The 17654-nt window shown below is 40.8% G+C and carries 19 protein-coding genes; 10 read left to right on the plus strand and 9 right to left on the minus strand.

The annotated features are described in order from the left end of the window. Positions 1-2: 2 nt before the first annotated feature. Entirely contained in the window at positions 3-941 is a 939-nt protein-coding gene (locus I2I13_RS06775) for a hypothetical protein (RefSeq protein ID WP_148365246.1), read from the minus strand. Then, positions 922-1884, minus strand: coding sequence for a stage II sporulation protein M (locus I2I13_RS06780; protein WP_148365247.1), 963 nt, complete (start codon positions 1882-1884; stop codon positions 922-924). The genes I2I13_RS06775 and I2I13_RS06780 overlap by 20 nt, the downstream gene beginning before the upstream one ends. A gap of 101 nt (positions 1885-1985) precedes the next feature. Here I2I13_RS06780 and I2I13_RS06785 point away from each other — a divergent pair, with 101 nt between their 5' ends. Then, positions 1986-2711, plus strand: a complete 726-nt coding sequence (locus I2I13_RS06785) for an RDD family protein (RefSeq protein ID WP_148365248.1) — start codon at positions 1986-1988, stop codon at positions 2709-2711. Between the two features lie 212 nt (positions 2712-2923). Here I2I13_RS06785 and I2I13_RS06790 read toward each other — a convergent pair whose 3' ends face one another. The 3 genes from I2I13_RS06790 to dnaE are packed head-to-tail and all read right to left on the minus strand — an operon-like array spanning position 2924 to position 7480. Beyond that, a complete protein-coding gene (locus I2I13_RS06790) occupies positions 2924-3259 on the minus strand; it encodes a hypothetical protein (RefSeq protein ID WP_004307939.1) in 336 nt (111 codons plus the stop codon). A gap of 41 nt (positions 3260-3300) precedes the next feature. Beyond that, entirely contained in the window at positions 3301-3615 is a 315-nt protein-coding gene (gene trxA, locus I2I13_RS06795) for a thioredoxin (protein ID WP_004307938.1), read from the minus strand. Between the two features lie 58 nt (positions 3616-3673). Further along, positions 3674-7480: a DNA polymerase III subunit alpha gene (gene dnaE / locus I2I13_RS06800; protein WP_195649158.1), complete on the minus strand. Its 3807-nt coding sequence runs from the start codon at positions 7478-7480 to the stop codon at positions 3674-3676. A gap of 161 nt (positions 7481-7641) precedes the next feature. Between dnaE and I2I13_RS06805 the strand changes: the two genes are divergently transcribed. The 3 genes from I2I13_RS06805 to I2I13_RS06815 all read left to right on the plus strand — a co-directional run bounded on the left by I2I13_RS06805 (position 7642) and on the right by I2I13_RS06815 (position 9404). Continuing rightward, positions 7642-8328, plus strand: a complete 687-nt coding sequence (locus tag I2I13_RS06805) for a phosphatidylserine decarboxylase family protein (RefSeq protein WP_004299219.1) — start codon at positions 7642-7644, stop codon at positions 8326-8328. Positions 8329-8338: 10 nt separating this feature from the next. Next, a complete protein-coding gene (gene pssA / locus I2I13_RS06810) occupies positions 8339-9046 on the plus strand; it encodes a CDP-diacylglycerol--serine O-phosphatidyltransferase (protein WP_148365263.1) in 708 nt (235 codons plus the stop codon). Positions 9047-9113: 67 nt separating this feature from the next. Continuing rightward, on the plus strand, positions 9114-9404 hold the full coding sequence (locus tag I2I13_RS06815; protein WP_148365264.1) for a DUF4834 family protein: 291 nt from the start codon (positions 9114-9116) through the stop codon (positions 9402-9404). Positions 9405-9418: 14 nt separating this feature from the next. Here I2I13_RS06815 and I2I13_RS06820 read toward each other — a convergent pair whose 3' ends face one another. Further along, on the minus strand, positions 9419-9856 hold the full coding sequence (locus I2I13_RS06820; RefSeq protein ID WP_148365265.1) for a nucleoside deaminase: 438 nt from the start codon (positions 9854-9856) through the stop codon (positions 9419-9421). Between the two features lie 38 nt (positions 9857-9894). After that, complete coding sequence (locus I2I13_RS06825; protein ID WP_004299215.1) at positions 9895-10128, minus strand: hypothetical protein; 234 nt, start codon at positions 10126-10128, stop codon at positions 9895-9897. Positions 10129-10195: 67 nt separating this feature from the next. On the opposite strand from I2I13_RS06825, the gene I2I13_RS06830 reads away from it, so the two are divergent. The 4 genes from I2I13_RS06830 (at position 10196) to I2I13_RS06845 (ending at position 13064) form a co-directional block, all read left to right on the plus strand. Further along, positions 10196-10561, plus strand: a complete 366-nt coding sequence (locus I2I13_RS06830; RefSeq protein WP_148365266.1) for a YraN family protein — start codon at positions 10196-10198, stop codon at positions 10559-10561. A gap of 46 nt (positions 10562-10607) precedes the next feature. Beyond that, positions 10608-10964, plus strand: a complete 357-nt coding sequence (locus tag I2I13_RS06835) for an MmcQ/YjbR family DNA-binding protein (RefSeq protein WP_148365267.1) — start codon at positions 10608-10610, stop codon at positions 10962-10964. Then, positions 10948-11706, plus strand: a complete 759-nt coding sequence (locus tag I2I13_RS06840; RefSeq protein ID WP_195649159.1) for a biotin--[acetyl-CoA-carboxylase] ligase — start codon at positions 10948-10950, stop codon at positions 11704-11706. The genes I2I13_RS06835 and I2I13_RS06840 overlap by 17 nt, the downstream gene beginning before the upstream one ends. Positions 11707-11771: 65 nt before the next feature. Beyond that, positions 11772-13064, plus strand: coding sequence for a zinc-dependent metalloproteinase lipoprotein (locus I2I13_RS06845; protein WP_148365269.1), 1293 nt, complete (start codon positions 11772-11774; stop codon positions 13062-13064). A gap of 32 nt (positions 13065-13096) precedes the next feature. On the opposite strand, the gene I2I13_RS06850 is transcribed toward I2I13_RS06845, so the two are convergent. Next, positions 13097-13780, minus strand: a complete 684-nt coding sequence (locus I2I13_RS06850) for a lipopolysaccharide assembly protein LapB (protein WP_148365270.1) — start codon at positions 13778-13780, stop codon at positions 13097-13099. A 112-nt stretch (positions 13781-13892) separates the two neighbouring features. Between I2I13_RS06850 and I2I13_RS06855 the strand changes: the two genes are divergently transcribed. Next, the gene (locus I2I13_RS06855) at positions 13893-15221 is read left to right on the plus strand and encodes an MATE family efflux transporter (RefSeq protein WP_195649160.1); all 1329 of its coding nucleotides are present in this window, start codon (positions 13893-13895) and stop codon (positions 15219-15221) included. A 54-nt stretch (positions 15222-15275) separates the two neighbouring features. Further along, on the plus strand, positions 15276-15986 hold the full coding sequence (gene pyrH / locus I2I13_RS06860; RefSeq protein ID WP_195649161.1) for a UMP kinase: 711 nt from the start codon (positions 15276-15278) through the stop codon (positions 15984-15986). A 105-nt stretch (positions 15987-16091) separates the two neighbouring features. Here pyrH and I2I13_RS06865 read toward each other — a convergent pair whose 3' ends face one another. Beyond that, the gene (locus I2I13_RS06865) at positions 16092-17645 is read right to left on the minus strand and encodes a hypothetical protein (protein WP_195649162.1); all 1554 of its coding nucleotides are present in this window, start codon (positions 17643-17645) and stop codon (positions 16092-16094) included. Between the last annotated feature and the right edge of the window lie 9 nt (positions 17646-17654).

Genomic DNA, 17654 nt, shown 5'->3' on the forward strand with positions numbered 1-17654 from the left:
TTTTAGAGTTTGTCAAAATTATCAATATCACTTTCTACCGTTATGCTATCTACCACTTCCGATGCATGACCGTACTGATAAACCAAGCCGACGATACTGAATATAGCCGACAAGTAAGAACCATACAACATCAGGATAGAGAACAAATATTGTGCGAAGTTCAGTCCGACTGATGAAGAAGTTGCCCCCCCATCACTCATCGTAAAGATCATTTTGACAATATAGATCACATACCAGGGTATAGAAACGATTCCTTGCAATACGCTGGCAATAAGCCCCATCACCAGTAATATCAGAAAGACTCCGCCCCACGTAGCAAATCCTAGCCGGAATGTTTTCGCAAATGCCTCGCCCAACGAAATGTCTTCAAACAAGTAGATGGGAGCCATTAATGCCAAAGGTACCATAAATGCGAATAAAAGCGGGATGGTCAGAATGAGCGTGAAAGGTGTTAACACAGCCAATAGAACAACAAGGATCACCGCAAAGAAGAACAAGAAACCACAAGCAATTCCCATCAGGAACAGCCTCTTGACATTACGGAGCAGCAACGATTTTATATCGCTAAATACAATTCCATTCAGGCGTTCTTCCCGTTCATTGTACAATCGTACCATCGCATAAATCAGGGAAGTCAGCAGCAAACCTCCCAAGCATGAGAAGAAGATCACTCCTGCATAATTCAATGCAAATGAGGGTCCCAGAGCAGCCAATGGATTCTCACCTATTCCTCCTGAAGTCTGCATAGCAGTAAGATCTGTCATACTTCCCATTAAACCACTAAAGTTAGCAGCCTGAATGATGCATATAGGAAGTATCAGATAAGTTGAATACTTAAACAATTGTTTCCAATTCTCTTTTATAAAATCAAAAGAAGCGTTCAACTTCTCACCGAAAGGACGTTTCACATACATCGCAATCTTAGGTTTCTGTGATTCCATGTTTTTTTCTATTTGGTAAATAAATATAGTAGAATATAATAAATGCCAGAGAAGTGAGTATCACACCAAGCCTCAACATATCGGGAAGTTCTGTGTGACGGGTAATAAAACCTTCTATAAAGCCTGCCATAATGAATACCGGGACAGTGCCGATCACTATTTTCAAGCCTCGCTTCGCCCCTCTTCTGAAAGATTCCAGTCGGGAATAGGTGCCGGGAAACAGCCAGCCGTTGCCTAAAGCTAATCCGGCAGCACCGGCCACAATAATCGCCCAAATCTCAAGCGTTCCGTGCAGCCAGATGGCAAGACTGGATTCCCACAACAAATCGTGTTGATAAAAGAAAGTTTGAAAAGCTCCTACCATGATGCCATTGGAAAGAAGCATATATCCTGTGCCGAAACTAGTCAGCAATCCCATGGCAAAACAGTTGAAAGATACCATCACGTTATTAAGCGTAATGCCTAGAAACATCGGTACTTCAGAAGAACCGTTATACACGGCCATGGGCTCACCATTGGCTATATTATCAAGTGTCATATCTACATAACCGTTTCCTAATATCAGCCGGACAAAATCCGGATCATTCGCTGCTGATAATACACCGATTAATGCGCTGGCTACAAAAATCAGAAAGGAGGTCAGTAATTCGCGGCGTGCATCGTGCATGGTTCGTGGCACTTCCTGTGTCCAGAAGGTAATAATGCGTGTCCACTTCTCGCGTTTATTCCGGTAAATCTCGTTATGTAATGCCGAAGCCAGATTATTCAGATAAATAGTAATACGGGAAGTCGGGAAATGTGTTTGAGCAAATGCCAAGTCAGCTGTCAAGTCCGTATATGCATCGGCCAGTTGATCGGGAGACAGACTCGCCGCCCGCTCCACAACCTTCTCTGTCTCCTTCCATTTTTCAATGTTCCGACGAATAAACGTTACTTCTTTCATGCTTATCAATAGATTTCAGATAAGTTTTGTCCGAAACCGGAAGCAAAAATAAGAGAATTATGATATATTTGCAACGGAATCCTAAAAATGTTTAACCTGAAATGGCAGAATCTACGATAATAACCGGACAATTCGTTCGTATCAGCCAAACGCCAGCCAGTATCGGCGAACGACTGATGGCTTTAATCATCGATTATTTTCTGATCGGGCTTTACATCTTGTCCACTGCCACTCTCTTATCCGAATTAAGTTTACCGTCAGGATTCAGTTTATTCTTTTTCCTATGTATCGTTTATTTGCCGATTCTCGGTTATTCTTTTCTTTGTGAAATGTTCAATCACGGACAGAGTTTCGGAAAGAAACTTATCAATATCCGTGTTGTAAAAGTGGACGGTTCCACTCCCAGTATAGGCTCTTATCTGTTAAGATGGATTCTTTTCCCCATTGATGGTCCCATCACAAGCGGGCTGGGGCTTCTGGTCGTTTTATTGAATAAAAACAATCAACGGTTAGGGGATCTTGCTGCCGGTACGATGGTGATTAAAGAGAAAAACTACCGTAAGATACATGTCAGCCTGGATGAATTTGATTATCTTACCCAGAATTATAATCCGGTATATCCGCAATCGGCTGATTTATCACTCGAACAAGTGAATGTAATTACCCGAACACTGGAATCCAGCGAGAAAGACCGGGCAAGACGTGTCATGGCACTTGCTAAGAAAGTACAGGAACTGCTTTCCATTACTCCTCGTGACGATAATCAGGAAAAATTTCTTCAGACTATACTTCGCGATTATCAGTATTATGCATTGGAGGAAATATAACCAGAATACGCTGTTTCAGACTATTCAGGCAAGGGATTATTCTCACCACAGTGAGAATTAATTCTCATTGCAATGAGTATTTTTTCTCATCGCAGTGAGAACTTTTTCTCATAGGCATAAGAATGTTTGAGAAAAACACCGCACAAAAAAGGGGTATACTCACAGAGCACACCCCTTATCTTAATTTTATCTACAATGAGACCGGACGTCGTTTAGTCCACTTGTCCCAGAGAGTTTCCGTATTCCATCTCTCCCTGAACCACAAAGAGGACTTCTTCAGGATCATATTCTCCTACTTCATCCTTTTTGGCTTCTTTTACAATGTAAGCCACAACCTCTTCCAAATCGATGTTGACATAACCATCTTCATCAGGCTGAGCGTCGAGAATGCCACTTTCAGAGTAATACTCGTCGATTAAATCGAGAAAATAATACAATTCGTCGTCCGAGAACTTTTCCTTCAGTTCTTGAGGCAGATAGTTTTTGATAAACTCGATGGTCTTTTCGTCATCGGCATCTGCTAATAAAAAATCGTCTTCCAGTCCCATGATAATTTAAGTATTAAGTAATAGGTATTAAGTATTATCGACTATAAAAGCTTCTTTACTTTTTCCGCAAATACCGGTTTAGCAACTGCACCTACCTGCTTGTCTACTATTTCACCGTTCTTGAAAAACAATACAGTAGGAATATTACGGATACCATATTCGGCAGCCATATCGCCATTTTCATCTACATCGCATTTACCGATGATTACTTGTCCTTCAAACTCCGCAGCCAATTCTTCAATGATAGGAGCCACCATCTTGCAAGGGCCACACCAAGGAGCCCAAAAATCTACAACAACCGGTTTTCCTTCTGCAAGAACCTCTTTATAGTTGCTGTCTGTAATTTCTAAAGCCATTTTTTAAGTATTAATTATTAAATGTTATTTTGTTAGCTTATTCTCGCCACAAATATAATCAATTTATATGAAATCCCAGTTCGGGACGTTCCTTTAAATATGTTATTAAATCCCGGCCTACTGAAAGCCTAACCGGACGGGAAATCAAATCAACCGACATATGAGTTACATCAGCATCATCTGTCACCTTGAAGTATAGTTCCGTATTTCCCGGATGTTCCTTTGTCAGAGTAGCGAGTTCAGTGACCAAAGCCGAGTTCAAGACAGACAGGGGAATGATAATCGTGATCTTCTGCACCAGTTCTTCTTTCACGTCGGGAAGAAGTTCCATAGAGGTGATTTTCACTTCCAGCTCATCTTGCCGCCATTGCTTGGCCTGACAGCGGGCCTTAATATACAAGAACGTTCCTTCATTAAGATATCCCTGGTAAGTCACCCAGTCATTTCCCCAGAATGGTATCTCGGTAGAACCTGAATAATCTTCGATCTTGGCGATACCATACGGATTTCCGTTCTTGCTGACTCCACGACGAACACTGGTCACAATCCCTCCCATCGTTATTTCACGACCGACAAGTGCGGCTTTATCTTCCAAATCCGCCATACGTGTATTGCAAACATGTTCTAATACGATAGAGAATTCATCCAACGGGTGAGCGGAAAGATAGATACCAACCAAATCACGTTCACGGTTCAGACGGTCAAGATCACTCCAACGTTCTACCCCTTGAGGTATTTCAGGAGTTGCAACATCAATAACGTTTTCGCCGCCGAACAGGGAATTGACGGCAGCCGCCTTATCTGCCTGATAACGGTTACCATAACGCATCAATGTTTCCAGGAACACTTCCCCCTTAGAGTTTACAGCAAAATATTGTTCCCGTTTCAGTTCCGGAAAACTATCAAATCCTCCGGCTAATGCCAGACATTCCATATTTTTCTTGTTGCAGGCATTGAGGTTGACACGTTGTACAAAATCAAAGATTCCAAGGAAAGGACCATTCAGCCTGCGTTCTTCCATAATACTTTGCACGGCAGCTTCACCTACACCTTTGACAGCTCCAAGTCCAAAACGAATATCGCCATCATGGTTTACGGTAAACTTCAGGTTACTTTCATTCACATCCGGCCCCAGTGTCTGAATACCCATTGCTTTACATTCGTCCATCAGTTTCGTGATATCGGTAATGTTAGACAAACTTCGACTCATCACAGCCGCCATGTATTCAGAAGGATAATTCGCTTTCAGATAAGCTGTCTGGTAAGCTACCCACGAATAGCACGTAGCATGCGACTTGTTGAAAGCATAAGACGCAAACTTTTCCCAGTCTGTCCAAATCTTCTCAAGCACTTTCGGGTCATGTCCGTTCTTTCTTCCGCCTTCAATAAATTTAGGTTTCATGTGATCCAGCTTGTCACGCAACTTCTTACCCATCGCTTTACGAAGCGCATCAGACTCACCACGGGTAAAATCGGCCAATAAGCGCGACAAAAGCATCACCTGTTCTTGATAGACCGTAATCCCATACGTATCCTTCAAGTATTTCTCCATTACCGGAATATCATACTCAATCGGTTTGCGGCCATGTTTACGATCAATAAAATCAGGTATATAATCCATCGGTCCCGGACGATAGAGGGCATTCATGGCAATCAAATCTTCGAATGTAGAAGGCTGCAATTCACGCAAATACTTCTGCATACCGGCAGATTCAAACTGGAATGTACCAATTGTACGTCCGTCACTATATAATTTATAAGTAGCCGGATCAGAGATATCGATCGCATCGACATCCACCTCAATATTACGACTTAAACGGATATTTTCAACGGCCTCTTTAATGATAGACAAGGTTTTCAGACCGAGGAAGTCCATCTTAATCAATCCGGTATCTTCAATGACCGAACCTTCATATTGAGTGACAAGCATCTTTTCACCCGTTTCCTTATCATCAGCAGTGCTGACAGGTACCCAGTCGGTAATATCGTCACGACAGATAATCGTACCGCAGGCATGCACACCCGTACCACGTACGTTGCCTTCGAGCATTTTGGCATACTTGATCGTATCCCGCAACAGTGGATCAGATGACGCTTCTGCTGCTTGCAATTCGGGAACATAAGCAATGGCATTCGGCAAATTCAGTTTCTTGTCAGGGATCTTGTCAGGAACCAATTTACACAAACGGTCTGATTCTGACAAAGGCAACTTTTGCACACGTGCAACATCCTTGATAGCCATCTTTGTCGCCATGGTACCATACGTAATAATATGCGCCACCTTTTCCTGACCATATTTATTCGTCACCCAACGAAGCACCTCACCACGACCGTCATCATCAAAGTCCACATCGATATCAGGCAAGGAAATACGATCCGGATTCAAGAAACGCTCAAACAGCAAATCATATTGGATAGGATCTATCTTCGTAATACCCAGACAATAAGCCACCGCCGAACCGGCAGCCGAGCCACGTCCCGGACCAACCGATACACCCAGTTCCTTACGTGCGGCATTGATAAAGTCCTGTACAATCAAGAAATAACCGGGGAAACCCATTGTTTTCATGATGTACAACTCAAAATTCATTCGTTCTTCGACTTCTTCCGTCAGAGGTTCGCCATAAATTCTCTTAGCTCCGTCAAAAGCTAGTTTTGCCAGATAGTCTCCTTCAAGTTTAATACGATAGAGTTTATCATAGCCACCCAAACGTTTGATTTTCGCTTTCGCATCCTCTTCACTCAATACCACATTGCCATGTTCATCCTGAGTAAACTCGTCGAACAAGTCTTTTTCCGTAAACTTCGCCCGATAGCCTTCCTCCGTTCCGAAATCTTCCGGAATAGCAAAAGTAGGCATGATAGGTGCATGATCGATAGAGTAATATTCTACCTTGTCAAGAATCTCCAATGTATTGCTCAATGCTTCGGGCACGTCAGCGAAGAGTTCATTCATCTCTTCGCGTGTTTTCATCCATTCCTGTTTGGTATAAAGCATACGGGTAGGATCATCCAAATCCTTACCGGTACTCAAACAGATCAAACGGTCGTGCGCTTCCGCATTCTCTTCATCTACAAAGTGAACGTCATTCGTACAAATCAGTTTGATATTGAATTTCTTAGCATACTCTATCAGATGCTTATTCACATTCACCTGTAACGGATAACACTCGTGATTGGCACGGGGGACAGTCGCTTTATGGCGTTGTAATTCCAAATAGTAGTCATCCCCAAACAAGTTCTTATACCATTGTATTGCTTCTTCGGCTTCTGCAAATTGTCCGGCAGTAATCCGTTTCGGCACCTCACCACCAAGACAGGCCGAACAGACAATAAGTCCTTCGTGATATTTTTCCAGTTCGCTACGGTCAGTACGCGGACGCATATAATAACCACGCGTCCACGCGTGTGATACTAATTTGATAAGGTTGTGATAACCTGTTTCATTCTTAGCCAATACGATCAGGTGATAACCACTCTGGTCGGGCTTGCCTTCTTTCAGGTCCATGGTGCGGCGTGCCACATACATTTCACAACCGATAATCGGTTTGAATAGTTTGTTTTCCGCTTCCACAATCTTAGCTTTGCAAGCAGCAATCTCCGCCTCCTTATCCTCGCACTCTATCGTGCCGGCCTCAATTCCTGCAATTCGCTTCTTCAGATCCTTGACTTCACCTTTCGGACCACTGTTCTTTTTATTGACGTAGTTCGTAAATTCCTTGATACCGAACATATTTCCATGATCGGTCACGGCAATACCCTTCATCCCATTCTTCATGGCTTTATCGACCAGACGAGCTACACTAGCCTGACCATCCAACAAAGAATATTGAGTATGGACATGTAAATGAACGAAATCCTGCATAATGATAAGTAGTTAATTTGAAGGCATAAAATTACTACCTCCTGGGTTATAAACAAAAATAATCCTCAAAAAGTTATCAACATTCGCATTTCTATGCTCATTTACTTGCTGAATTTTTAAATTAAGTATATTTTTGCAGACAATATCATTAAACAGCATTCATGGGCCGACTAAAGAAATTGAAAAAAATACGTATTCACCGCGAAGGAACACATATATTATGGGCTAGCTTTTTGCTATTGCTATTGATTAATGCGGCTCTTTATTGGGGAATCGATTGCAAAATACCATTTTATGTGGTAGCAGTAGCGAGTATAGCAGTCTATCTGCTGATGGTGAATTTCTTTCGATGTCCGATCCGTCTCTTCGGACAGGACACTGAAAAGATTGTCGTTGCACCTGCCGATGGAAAAATCGTCGTCATCGAAGAAGTCGATGAAAACGAATATTTCCATGACCGCCGGTTAATGATATCCATCTTCATGAGCATTGTGAATGTACATGCCAACTGGTATCCGGTGGACGGTACCATTAAAAAGGTAGCACATCATAATGGAAACTTTATGAAAGCATGGTTGCCGAAAGCCAGCACAGAAAACGAACGTTCTACGGTAGTGATCGAAACTCCGGAAGGAGTGGAAGTACTCACCCGGCAAATTGCTGGTGCAGTGGCACGCCGTATTGTCACCTACGCTGAAGTAGGAGAAGAATGTTATATTGACGAACACATGGGATTTATCAAATTCGGTTCCCGTGTGGATGTGTATTTACCCATTGGCACAGAAGTATGTGTCAGCATGGGACAATTAACGACCGGTAACCAAACGGTTATCGCCAAACTTAAATAATTCTGTCACAATGACAAACGTTATTAAAAACAGTATTCCGAATACCGTAACCTGCCTAAACCTTTTCTCCGGTTGTATTGCCTGTGTTATGGCTTTTGAAGGGAAATATGAACTGGCTCTACTTTTCATTGCTTTAAGTTCCATTTTCGACTTCTTCGACGGATTGTTGGCTCGTATGCTCAACGCACATTCCATTATCGGAAAAGACTTGGACTCATTGGCAGATGATGTCAGTTTTGGAGTTGCTCCTTCACTGATCGTATTCTCTCTGTTCAAAGAAATGTATTATCCGGCAAGTATGGAGTTCATCGCTCCTTACCTACCCTATTTGGCATTCTTAATTTCTGTTTTTTCAGCATTGCGTCTGGCTAAATTCAATAATGACACGCGACAGACCAGTTCTTTTGTCGGACTTCCGGTTCCTGCCAATGCGTTGTTCTGGGCCTCTCTAGTAGCAGGGGCGCATGATTTCCTGATATCAGACAACTGCCATCCTGTCTACCTTCTTATACTTGTCTGTCTGTTTTCCGGACTACTGGTATCAGAAATACCGATGTTTTCGCTGAAATTTAAAAATCTGTCATGGAATGACAACAAAATCAGTTTTATATTCCTGATTATCTGTATTCCCCTCCTTATATTTCTGGGGATCAGCAGCTTCGCCGCCATCATTGTATGGTATATTTTACTTTCACTTTTTACAAGAAAAAGTAAATAAACAATCTCTTGGCACGTTTGTTGTACTATGAGTTTTATCGAAGTAACAACATAAAAATCATAGCCCAATGCATATACTTTTATTTATACTCATTTTTATCATCGCCATTTTTGTATTTGGCCTTTCTATTGTCGGCTTCATACTAAGAACTATTTTCGGATTAGGACGTGGTTCATCTTCATCCCGCCCGAGACAAACGGAATCGGGACATACAAACCAACAGGACTATGACCAGGGAAATCGTCGTCCGATTAATGATGAAGAGGAAATATATTCCGAGAATATTTCGGAAAAAAGACATAAAAAAATATTCACCCAGGATGATGGTGAATATGTAGATTTTGAGGAAATCAAATAAACAGGATACCGCTTCTATTTTCGTTTCGCAGCAAAGAACTCTTTCATTAGTGCAGCACATTCGTCAGCCATTACTCCTTTTACAACCACAGTTTTAGGGTGTAGAGCTGAACCTGCATATTTCTGATAGCCGCGTTTTTCATCTTCGGCACCAAATACTAGCTTGCCAGTTTGTGCCCAAGCGATAGCTCCTGCACACATCACGCAAGGTTCAACCGTGACATACAAGGTACATTCGTTCAGATATTTGCCACCAAGCACATTGGCAGCAGCTGTAATAGCCTGCATCTCGGCATGAGCCGTTACATCATTCAATGTTTCTGTGAGATTATGGGCACGTGCGATAATACGCTCCTTACAAACCACGACAGCCCCAACAGGAACTTCTCCCCGATCAGCAGCTTTGCCTGCCTCTATCAAAGCCTGTTTCATGAAGTAAATATCGTCCAGCATCCCCCTTTAATTTTCAATTATTAATTTTTAATTATCGATTATCGTCTCATGTCATGTTCACCAAAAAGGGTCGGATAATCTTCTTCCATATTTTTATGGATAAACATGAGAATGGTTTCACGAAGCCAACGGGATTTGTTCGTTATCTTATATTTCTCCAGATAACGATCTACAATCAGCTGTTCTTCGTCGCTCAACAAAATGCTCATTCGTCGTTCCCTTTTGGTACATTCGACATGCATTTTCAGGCACTTTTTACTCCTTTTTCTCATATCTTCTGCAAAATTACTTTTACTTCTGTAAATACAAAGAATAAAAGCAGTAAATTTGCAAAAAAAGATGGCTAAACATAATGATTTAGGAAAAGCCGGAGAAAATGCCGCTGTAGCTTATCTTGAACAGAAAGGGTATTGCATCCGTGATCGGAACTGGAGAAAAGGACATTTCGAACTGGACATTGTAGCAGCAAAGGACAATGAACTGATTGTAGTAGAGGTGAAAACCCGCAGCAATACCCTATTTGCCGAACCGGAAGACGCTGTTGATTTACCCAAAATAAGACGTACGGTACGCGCAGCGGATACCTATATCAGATTGTTTCAGCTTGACACTCCTGTACGCTTTGATATCATTACGATAGTAGGCGATGAGATAAATTTCAAGATTGAACATATAGAGGAAGCATTTTACCCTCCTTTATTTTAAAATTCAACGCTGAAAGACACTGAATGAGTATATAATTAATAGAATTATGAATATAGAGACAGCCAGAGAATACAGCCTCAACAAAAAAGCTGTAACGGAAGATACACCTTTCGGTGATGATTTCCTAACCATCAGGGTCATGGGTAAAATGTTTTTATGTATCAATTTCAATACACCTGACAGGATTACCATGAAATGCGATCCTGAATATGCCATTGAATTGCGTGACCATTATAATGGCGTGGAAGGTGCATGGCATTTCAACAAGAAATACTGGAATCAGGTATTCTTTGACCGAGATGTGGATGATAAATTGATCAAGCAACTGATTGATCACTCTTATGACGAGGTAATCAAAAAATTTACCAAAAAGTTACGTGCAGAATATGATGCTCTCCCCTGAAATATTCCCGGTTCCATTGATTCATATCAGCGAGACTAATTCTACCAACAACTATCTGCAGTCTCTCTGTTCTAAACAGAAAGTGGAAGAACTCACTGTCGTAGTCGCCGACTTCCAGACTTCCGGTCGTGGACAACGCGGCAACTCTTGGGAATCAGATTCCGGTAAGAATCTTCTTTTCAGCACCGTCATCTTCCCTGAATTCCTGGAAGCACGACGCCAGTTTCTTATTTCACAAATTATTTCTTTGGCTATTAAGGAAGAACTGGAGACCTATACCACCGATATCTCTATCAAATGGCCGAACGATATTTATTGGAAAGAAAAGAAAATATGTGGAATGTTGATAGAAAACGATCTGATGGGACGGAACATCAGTCAAAGTATTGCAGGAATCGGGATCAATATTAATCAGGAAACATTTCACAGTTCTGCCCCTAATCCTGTTTCACTGCGACAAATCACCAGAAAAGAGTTCGATCTATTTGAAATACTGAAGAACATCATGTTGCGCATCCAGTCTTATTATAACTTCCTCAAAAAAGGGAATACGGAATCAATAGCCTGTCAATATGAAATGTCTCTTTTCAGAAAGAAAGGAATGCATCGTTTTAAAGATGCCAACGGTGAATTTCTTGCACGAATCATTTGTGTAGAACCCGAAGGAAGATTAATACTGGAAGATGAGATGCTTAACAAAAAAGGCTATATGTTTAAGGAGGTAGAATATTTACTGAAATAAACCATCCTATTTCAGATCAAAACATTATCTTTGAAACATGCGTTTTATATAAAACTCTTTTATTTATGAAAACAAGATTAATTTTTCTTCTTCCATTACTATGGATATTAATAGGATGCGATGATTCGGATTCTGCCACGTTAAATATATCAGAATCAAAGTTCAATAACATTAGTGCAAGCGGTGAATCATTGACGATAGATATTACTTGCAGTTCTTCATGGACTGTAACAAGTAATAAACAATGGTGTATTCCTAATACACAAAAAGGGGAAAATGATGGAAAGTTAATCTTAACTATTAATGCTAATTTGGAATCTGCTTCCAGAACAGCCACTGTCACTATTATAAGCCATAAGGTTAGCAAAACAATTCAAATAACTCAAAATGGCTCTACCAACACTGCTGAAGAATACCATTATAAAATCCCTGTTATCTTTCATGTATTGTATAAAGAAGATAGAAATTCTCTACAGAAAGTAAATTCAAGCCGTTTATCCTATATACTTGACAAAGTAAACAGCCTGTATAAAAACAAGAATAACAGCGTAGACATGAATCTTACTTTTACATTAGCAACAACAGATAAAAATGGAGAAACATTACCCAATCCCGGAGTAGAATATATCCAATGGTCAGAATCATATCCAATCAACTGCGATGATTTTATGAATGATGATTCGGGTAAATATGTAAAATACTTATGGGATCCGAACTCATATATCAATATTATGGTTTATAACTTCGATTCGGGCTCTAATTCTAATTTAATAACATTAGGTATCTCCCATATTCCTTTTTCTACTGCAGGTAACCACTATTTAGAAGGGCTTAGTAAAACAGACTACTCTCATCTAACATTAGCAAATTTACAATTCCCACTATGTGTCTCTATTAACAGTCTATATATTAATGAAGAATCTACTTCAACTAAATATACTACAGCAGACATCACTGTCACGTTAGCTCATGAATTAGGACATTATCTAGGACTACATCATGTCTTTGCCGAAACAACTAATGGAACGTGTGAAGATACTGATTATTGCAAAGATACTAAAAGCTATAACAAACAAGAGTATGATAGCTATTGTGACTATATATATGAGAATGAGGAAGCAAAATATACATTTGAAAATTTGGTAAAACGAACAGGATGTGACGGTATAGAGTTTATCTCTTATAATATCATGGATTATGCTATCAGCTATTCAAATCAATTCACTCAAAACCAACGTGAACGTATCAGACATGTCTTATCATATAGCCCGTTAATACCCGGACCAAAGAAAGGAGACATTAATACTCGTGCACTTAATGAAGGACCTTTGGATTTGCCAATACGAACTATAAAATAGCAAATTGAATATAATAAAAAGAGGTGAACCGCTTAGCGATTCACCTCTTTTTCTATTCTCAATATCTTATCCAATGTCTTTTGAGCTTCTGTCGATGGGAAACGTAGAACAACTTTCTGCAACGAACTACGTGCTTTCTCATATCGGGTAGTAAATAACTTCGATAATCCGTCCCGATAGCGGGCATACTGCATTTTAGTGGGAGAAGGAAGTTTCTTGTAATCCATTTCTAACTTTTTCTTCTCCTGCTCTGCCATCAAATAATAATAGTTTCCTAAAAAGATATTAGCAGCCAGATTATCCGCATCGAGTTGCAATATTTTTTCGTACATACGCAAAGCATCTTTTTCTTGTCCGCGACACACTTGCATTTCTGCACATGTTTCCAAACAATCTACATTATTTGGGTCCTTTTGCAGCAACTCTTTGTAAAACAAATAAGCTTTGTCGTAATTTCGTTTCTTTTTATAGGCGAGAGCTAATTCGGTAGCCAGTTTGGAGCTAATTTCACTATTCTTGTCCACATTCGTCCAATAATACATTTCCGTACGGTCTATATTCAGAGGAATAGTCTGCCGGAAATAGCTCACAGCCTGTCCATTCTGCCCAGCCTCAATAGCGGCAGATACTTTCTGCAACATCTCATCAACCGACTGTGCATTCAGCGCCAGCGGCAGTGAGAATAAAGATAAAAGAAAAATAGTTAAGGTCCTCATAATCCATCTGATTGCTATTTAGTTCGTGATTCACAAAGATACAACAAAAAAATAAAAAATGTACCTTTGCGGACGAAAAGAACAATCAATTTGATAAAAGTGTTTCTATAAAATGATAGATAAAAAACAATCCTCCGAAAACAGACGAATATTACGGATAGCCATACCATCGATTATATCAAATATCACCGTCCCGCTACTGGGACTTATCGATGTTACCATCGTAGGACACCTCGGTTCTCCGGCCTACATTGGAGCCATCGCTGTAGGGGGAATGTTGTTCAATATTATCTATTGGATTTTCGGATTCCTGCGTATGGGGACGAGTGGCATGACCTCACAAGCATATGGTCAGCATGATCTAAATGAAATCACCCGGTTACTGTTACGTTCCGTTGGCGTAGGATTATTTATAGCTCTTTGCCTGTTGATACTCCAATACCCTATCCTAAAATTGGCATTCACTCTGATACAAACCACACCGGAAGTCGAGCAACTGGCAACTACTTATTTCTATATCTGTATCTGGGGAGCTCCCGCCACATTAGGACTTTATGGATTCGCCGGTTGGTTTATCGGAATGCAGAATTCACGTTTTCCCATGTATATCGCTATTACTCAGAATATTGTCAATATTGTAGCCAGCCTATCCTTTGTCTACTTACTGGATATGAAAGTGGCAGGAGTGGCAACAGGAACTTTAATCGCACAATATGCAGGTTTCTTCATGGCCATATTGCTATATATGCGCTATTATAGTGCACTAAAAAAGCGAATCGTATGGAAAGAAATTATACAGAAACAAGCCATGTACCGTTTCTTCCAAGTCAACCGAGACATTTTCTTCCGTACCCTTTGCTTGGTTGCGGTCACCCTATTTTTCACCTCTGCAGGAGCCGCCCAAGGAGAAATTGTATTAGCCGTAAACACCTTACTCATGCAACTATTCACTCTGTTTTCCTACATCATGGACGGATTTGCTTATGCCGGTGAAGCATTGACCGGCCGTTATATAGGCGCCAAGAATCAAACAGCCTTACGCAACACAGTACATCACCTTTTCTATTGGGGATTGGGTCTTTCATTAATATTCACCATCCTTTATGCAATCGGCGGAAAAGAATTTCTGGGATTGCTAACCAATGACACTTCAGTAATCAACGCTTCAGACACTTATTTTTACTGGGCACTTATCATTCCGCTAGCTGGTTTTTCTGCTTTCCTGTGGGATGGAGTATTTATTGGTGCCACCGCTACCCGTCAGATGCTTTACTCCATGTTAGTCGCCTCCGCCAGCTTCTTCGGAGTATATTACGCTTTCCATCCTCTTCTGGGAAATCACGCCCTGTGGCTGGCTTTTCTCATTTATCTTTCCCTGCGAGGAATTGTACAAACCTTTTTGGGAAAGCAAATAATGAAAAAAGTAATCGCATCCCGGTGAGGCTATCCGATAAATTATCTCTATATTTGCGGCAAACAATAAAAAGCAAAAGGTATGGCAAAGTATAAAAGAATCTTACTAAAGCTCAGTGGAGAGAGCTTGATGGGCGAAAAGCAATATGGCATTGACGAAAAAAGACTGGCAGAATATGCTCAACAAATCAAAGAAATCCACGAACAAGGGGTACAGATTGGTATCGTCATCGGAGGAGGCAACATATTCCGCGGATTAAGCGGAGCCAATAAAGGTTTTGACCGTGTGAAGGGGGACCAAATGGGAATGTTGGCTACCGTTATCAATAGCCTCGCTCTAAGTTCTGCTCTTGTAGCTACCGGTGTAAAAGCACGTGTATTGACCGCAGTACGGATGGAACCTATCGGTGAATTCTACAGTAAATGGAAGGCCATCGAATGTATGGAAAACGGTGAAGTGGTTATCATGTCTGCAGGAACGGGAAATCCTTTCTTTACTACAGATACCGGTTCTTCACTAAGAGGAATAGAAATCGAAGCAGACGTTATGCTGAAAGGTACTCGCGTAGATGGCATTTACACAGCTGATCCTGAAAAAGATCCTACCGCAACCAAATTCGATGACATTACGTATGATGAAGTATTGAAACGTGGTCTGAAAGTTATGGATTTAACTGCGACCTGTATGTGCAAAGAAAATAATCTGCCTATCGTCGTATTTGATATGGACACAGTAGGTAACTTAAAGAAAGTAATCAGCGGAAAAGAGATAGGTACGTTAGTACACAATTAATCAGAAAATAAAAAGTGCGAATTTTGCAGTAGTAGTTTTTATCAAAGCTATACAGCAAAATTCGCACTTTGTCTTTCTTTTCAAATATTATATCGAAACGAATACCTATTTATCAAAATACTGGATCAAATCATACGCATTAAAATTCAATTCGCGGGCAAAGAAAGATAAATAAGGAAACAACTGATAAGAATTATCATAAAGACCCTTATTGGCAGGTTTCGACGAATTATCCGTACCATCATCATCCTGATATTTAAACCAATGCCATCCGATACAATTCTTAGCTTCAAGCAATCCTAATGTAAAATGCTGATAAGCATAAGCCCTCTCATTTTGTGTAGGAACAGAATATCCGGCTCCCGACTGGTTATTCAGATCGGAATCCTCCACCCCTTTCGTATAAAACTCACTTACAAGAAACGGCTTATCCGCCCAACTTGCCCAGTCTGCAATCGCTGTTGTCAGTTCGGGATTCCAACGACTATAATAGTTGATAGAAATGACATCACAATATTTTCCGGCAGCTCTCATCACTCCCTCCATATATTTAGGAGTTCCATGCAATCGAGTCCCCAGATAAAGCAGCTTATCATCTACTTTCATCACTGCCTCCTTCACTGCTTTATAATATTTCTCTGCTACGATACCTGCAAACTCATTATTCAAGGCATCCGTCACACTTTGTGTACCCTTGGAATCCATAAAGGCTTTTGCTGCAACATAAGCCGGGTCATTCGAACTGTTAATAGCCAGGAAACGATCCAAAATCCGGGAACTGTTTGAAGAGAAGTTTATCTCATTATCCGAGAAGAAACCCAATACATTTGGATCACGCAGATAATCTGCGAAAGCACTACCTGCCAAATATGATTCACACCATTCAGCCCATCCATTATAAAACACAAAGCCTGCAGCATTATCATCACTTCCTCCGGGATAATTATAAGATTTCGCACTCTTAAACTGACTTAGAAAAGCAAAGGAAGGTGCCAAAGTCAACGGACTGCTCGGATTGGAAGCATTATGAGTCTGAATCAACGAGTACGTTCCTGTACAGAATGCACCTGTACCATGAAAACCGATCTCACTCAATTCACGTTGAGTGGTGGACAACCACTTCTCATCAGTTCCAAACCTATTATTCCAAGCTGTTTTATTACGACTGGAAGTCCCCTTACGCAAAGAAGTCGCACTACGTTCCAGATGCAGATAACCTTCCGGATCAACCAACCACCAACGCCCGTCTATCTTCTTCGTATAAAACCTGCCCGTAGCTGCTTGTTTCGGAAGCGTTGTCGAACTTCCATACTTATTCACCGACTCCTGATATGCTTTCAATGTCTTAATAGCCGGTTTATATCCATCCATATAAGCAATAATACGTGTATTCCCCGTTGTCCAACTGGATATGGGAGGATAGGCACTGGAATACTTGACACTGATAGGACGATACATATTGGTATTTAATGACGGAGCATATACCACAGAAGCTCCGGGAACGGGCAAATCTTCCGGGTATTCCGACTCCACATCTCCCTCACCCATCACTATATCAGGAGGCATAAAATTAGGGTCCTTATCATCATCATCCGTACAAGAAACCATAGGAATAGAACTTATAAACAGTAAAGCTCCCAGTATAAATATTTTTTTCATGGTATGTAT

Source organism: Bacteroides sp. D55t1_190419_B8, from assembly GCF_015558905.1.
Lineage (GTDB): Bacteria > Bacteroidota > Bacteroidia > Bacteroidales > Bacteroidaceae > Bacteroides > Bacteroides vicugnae.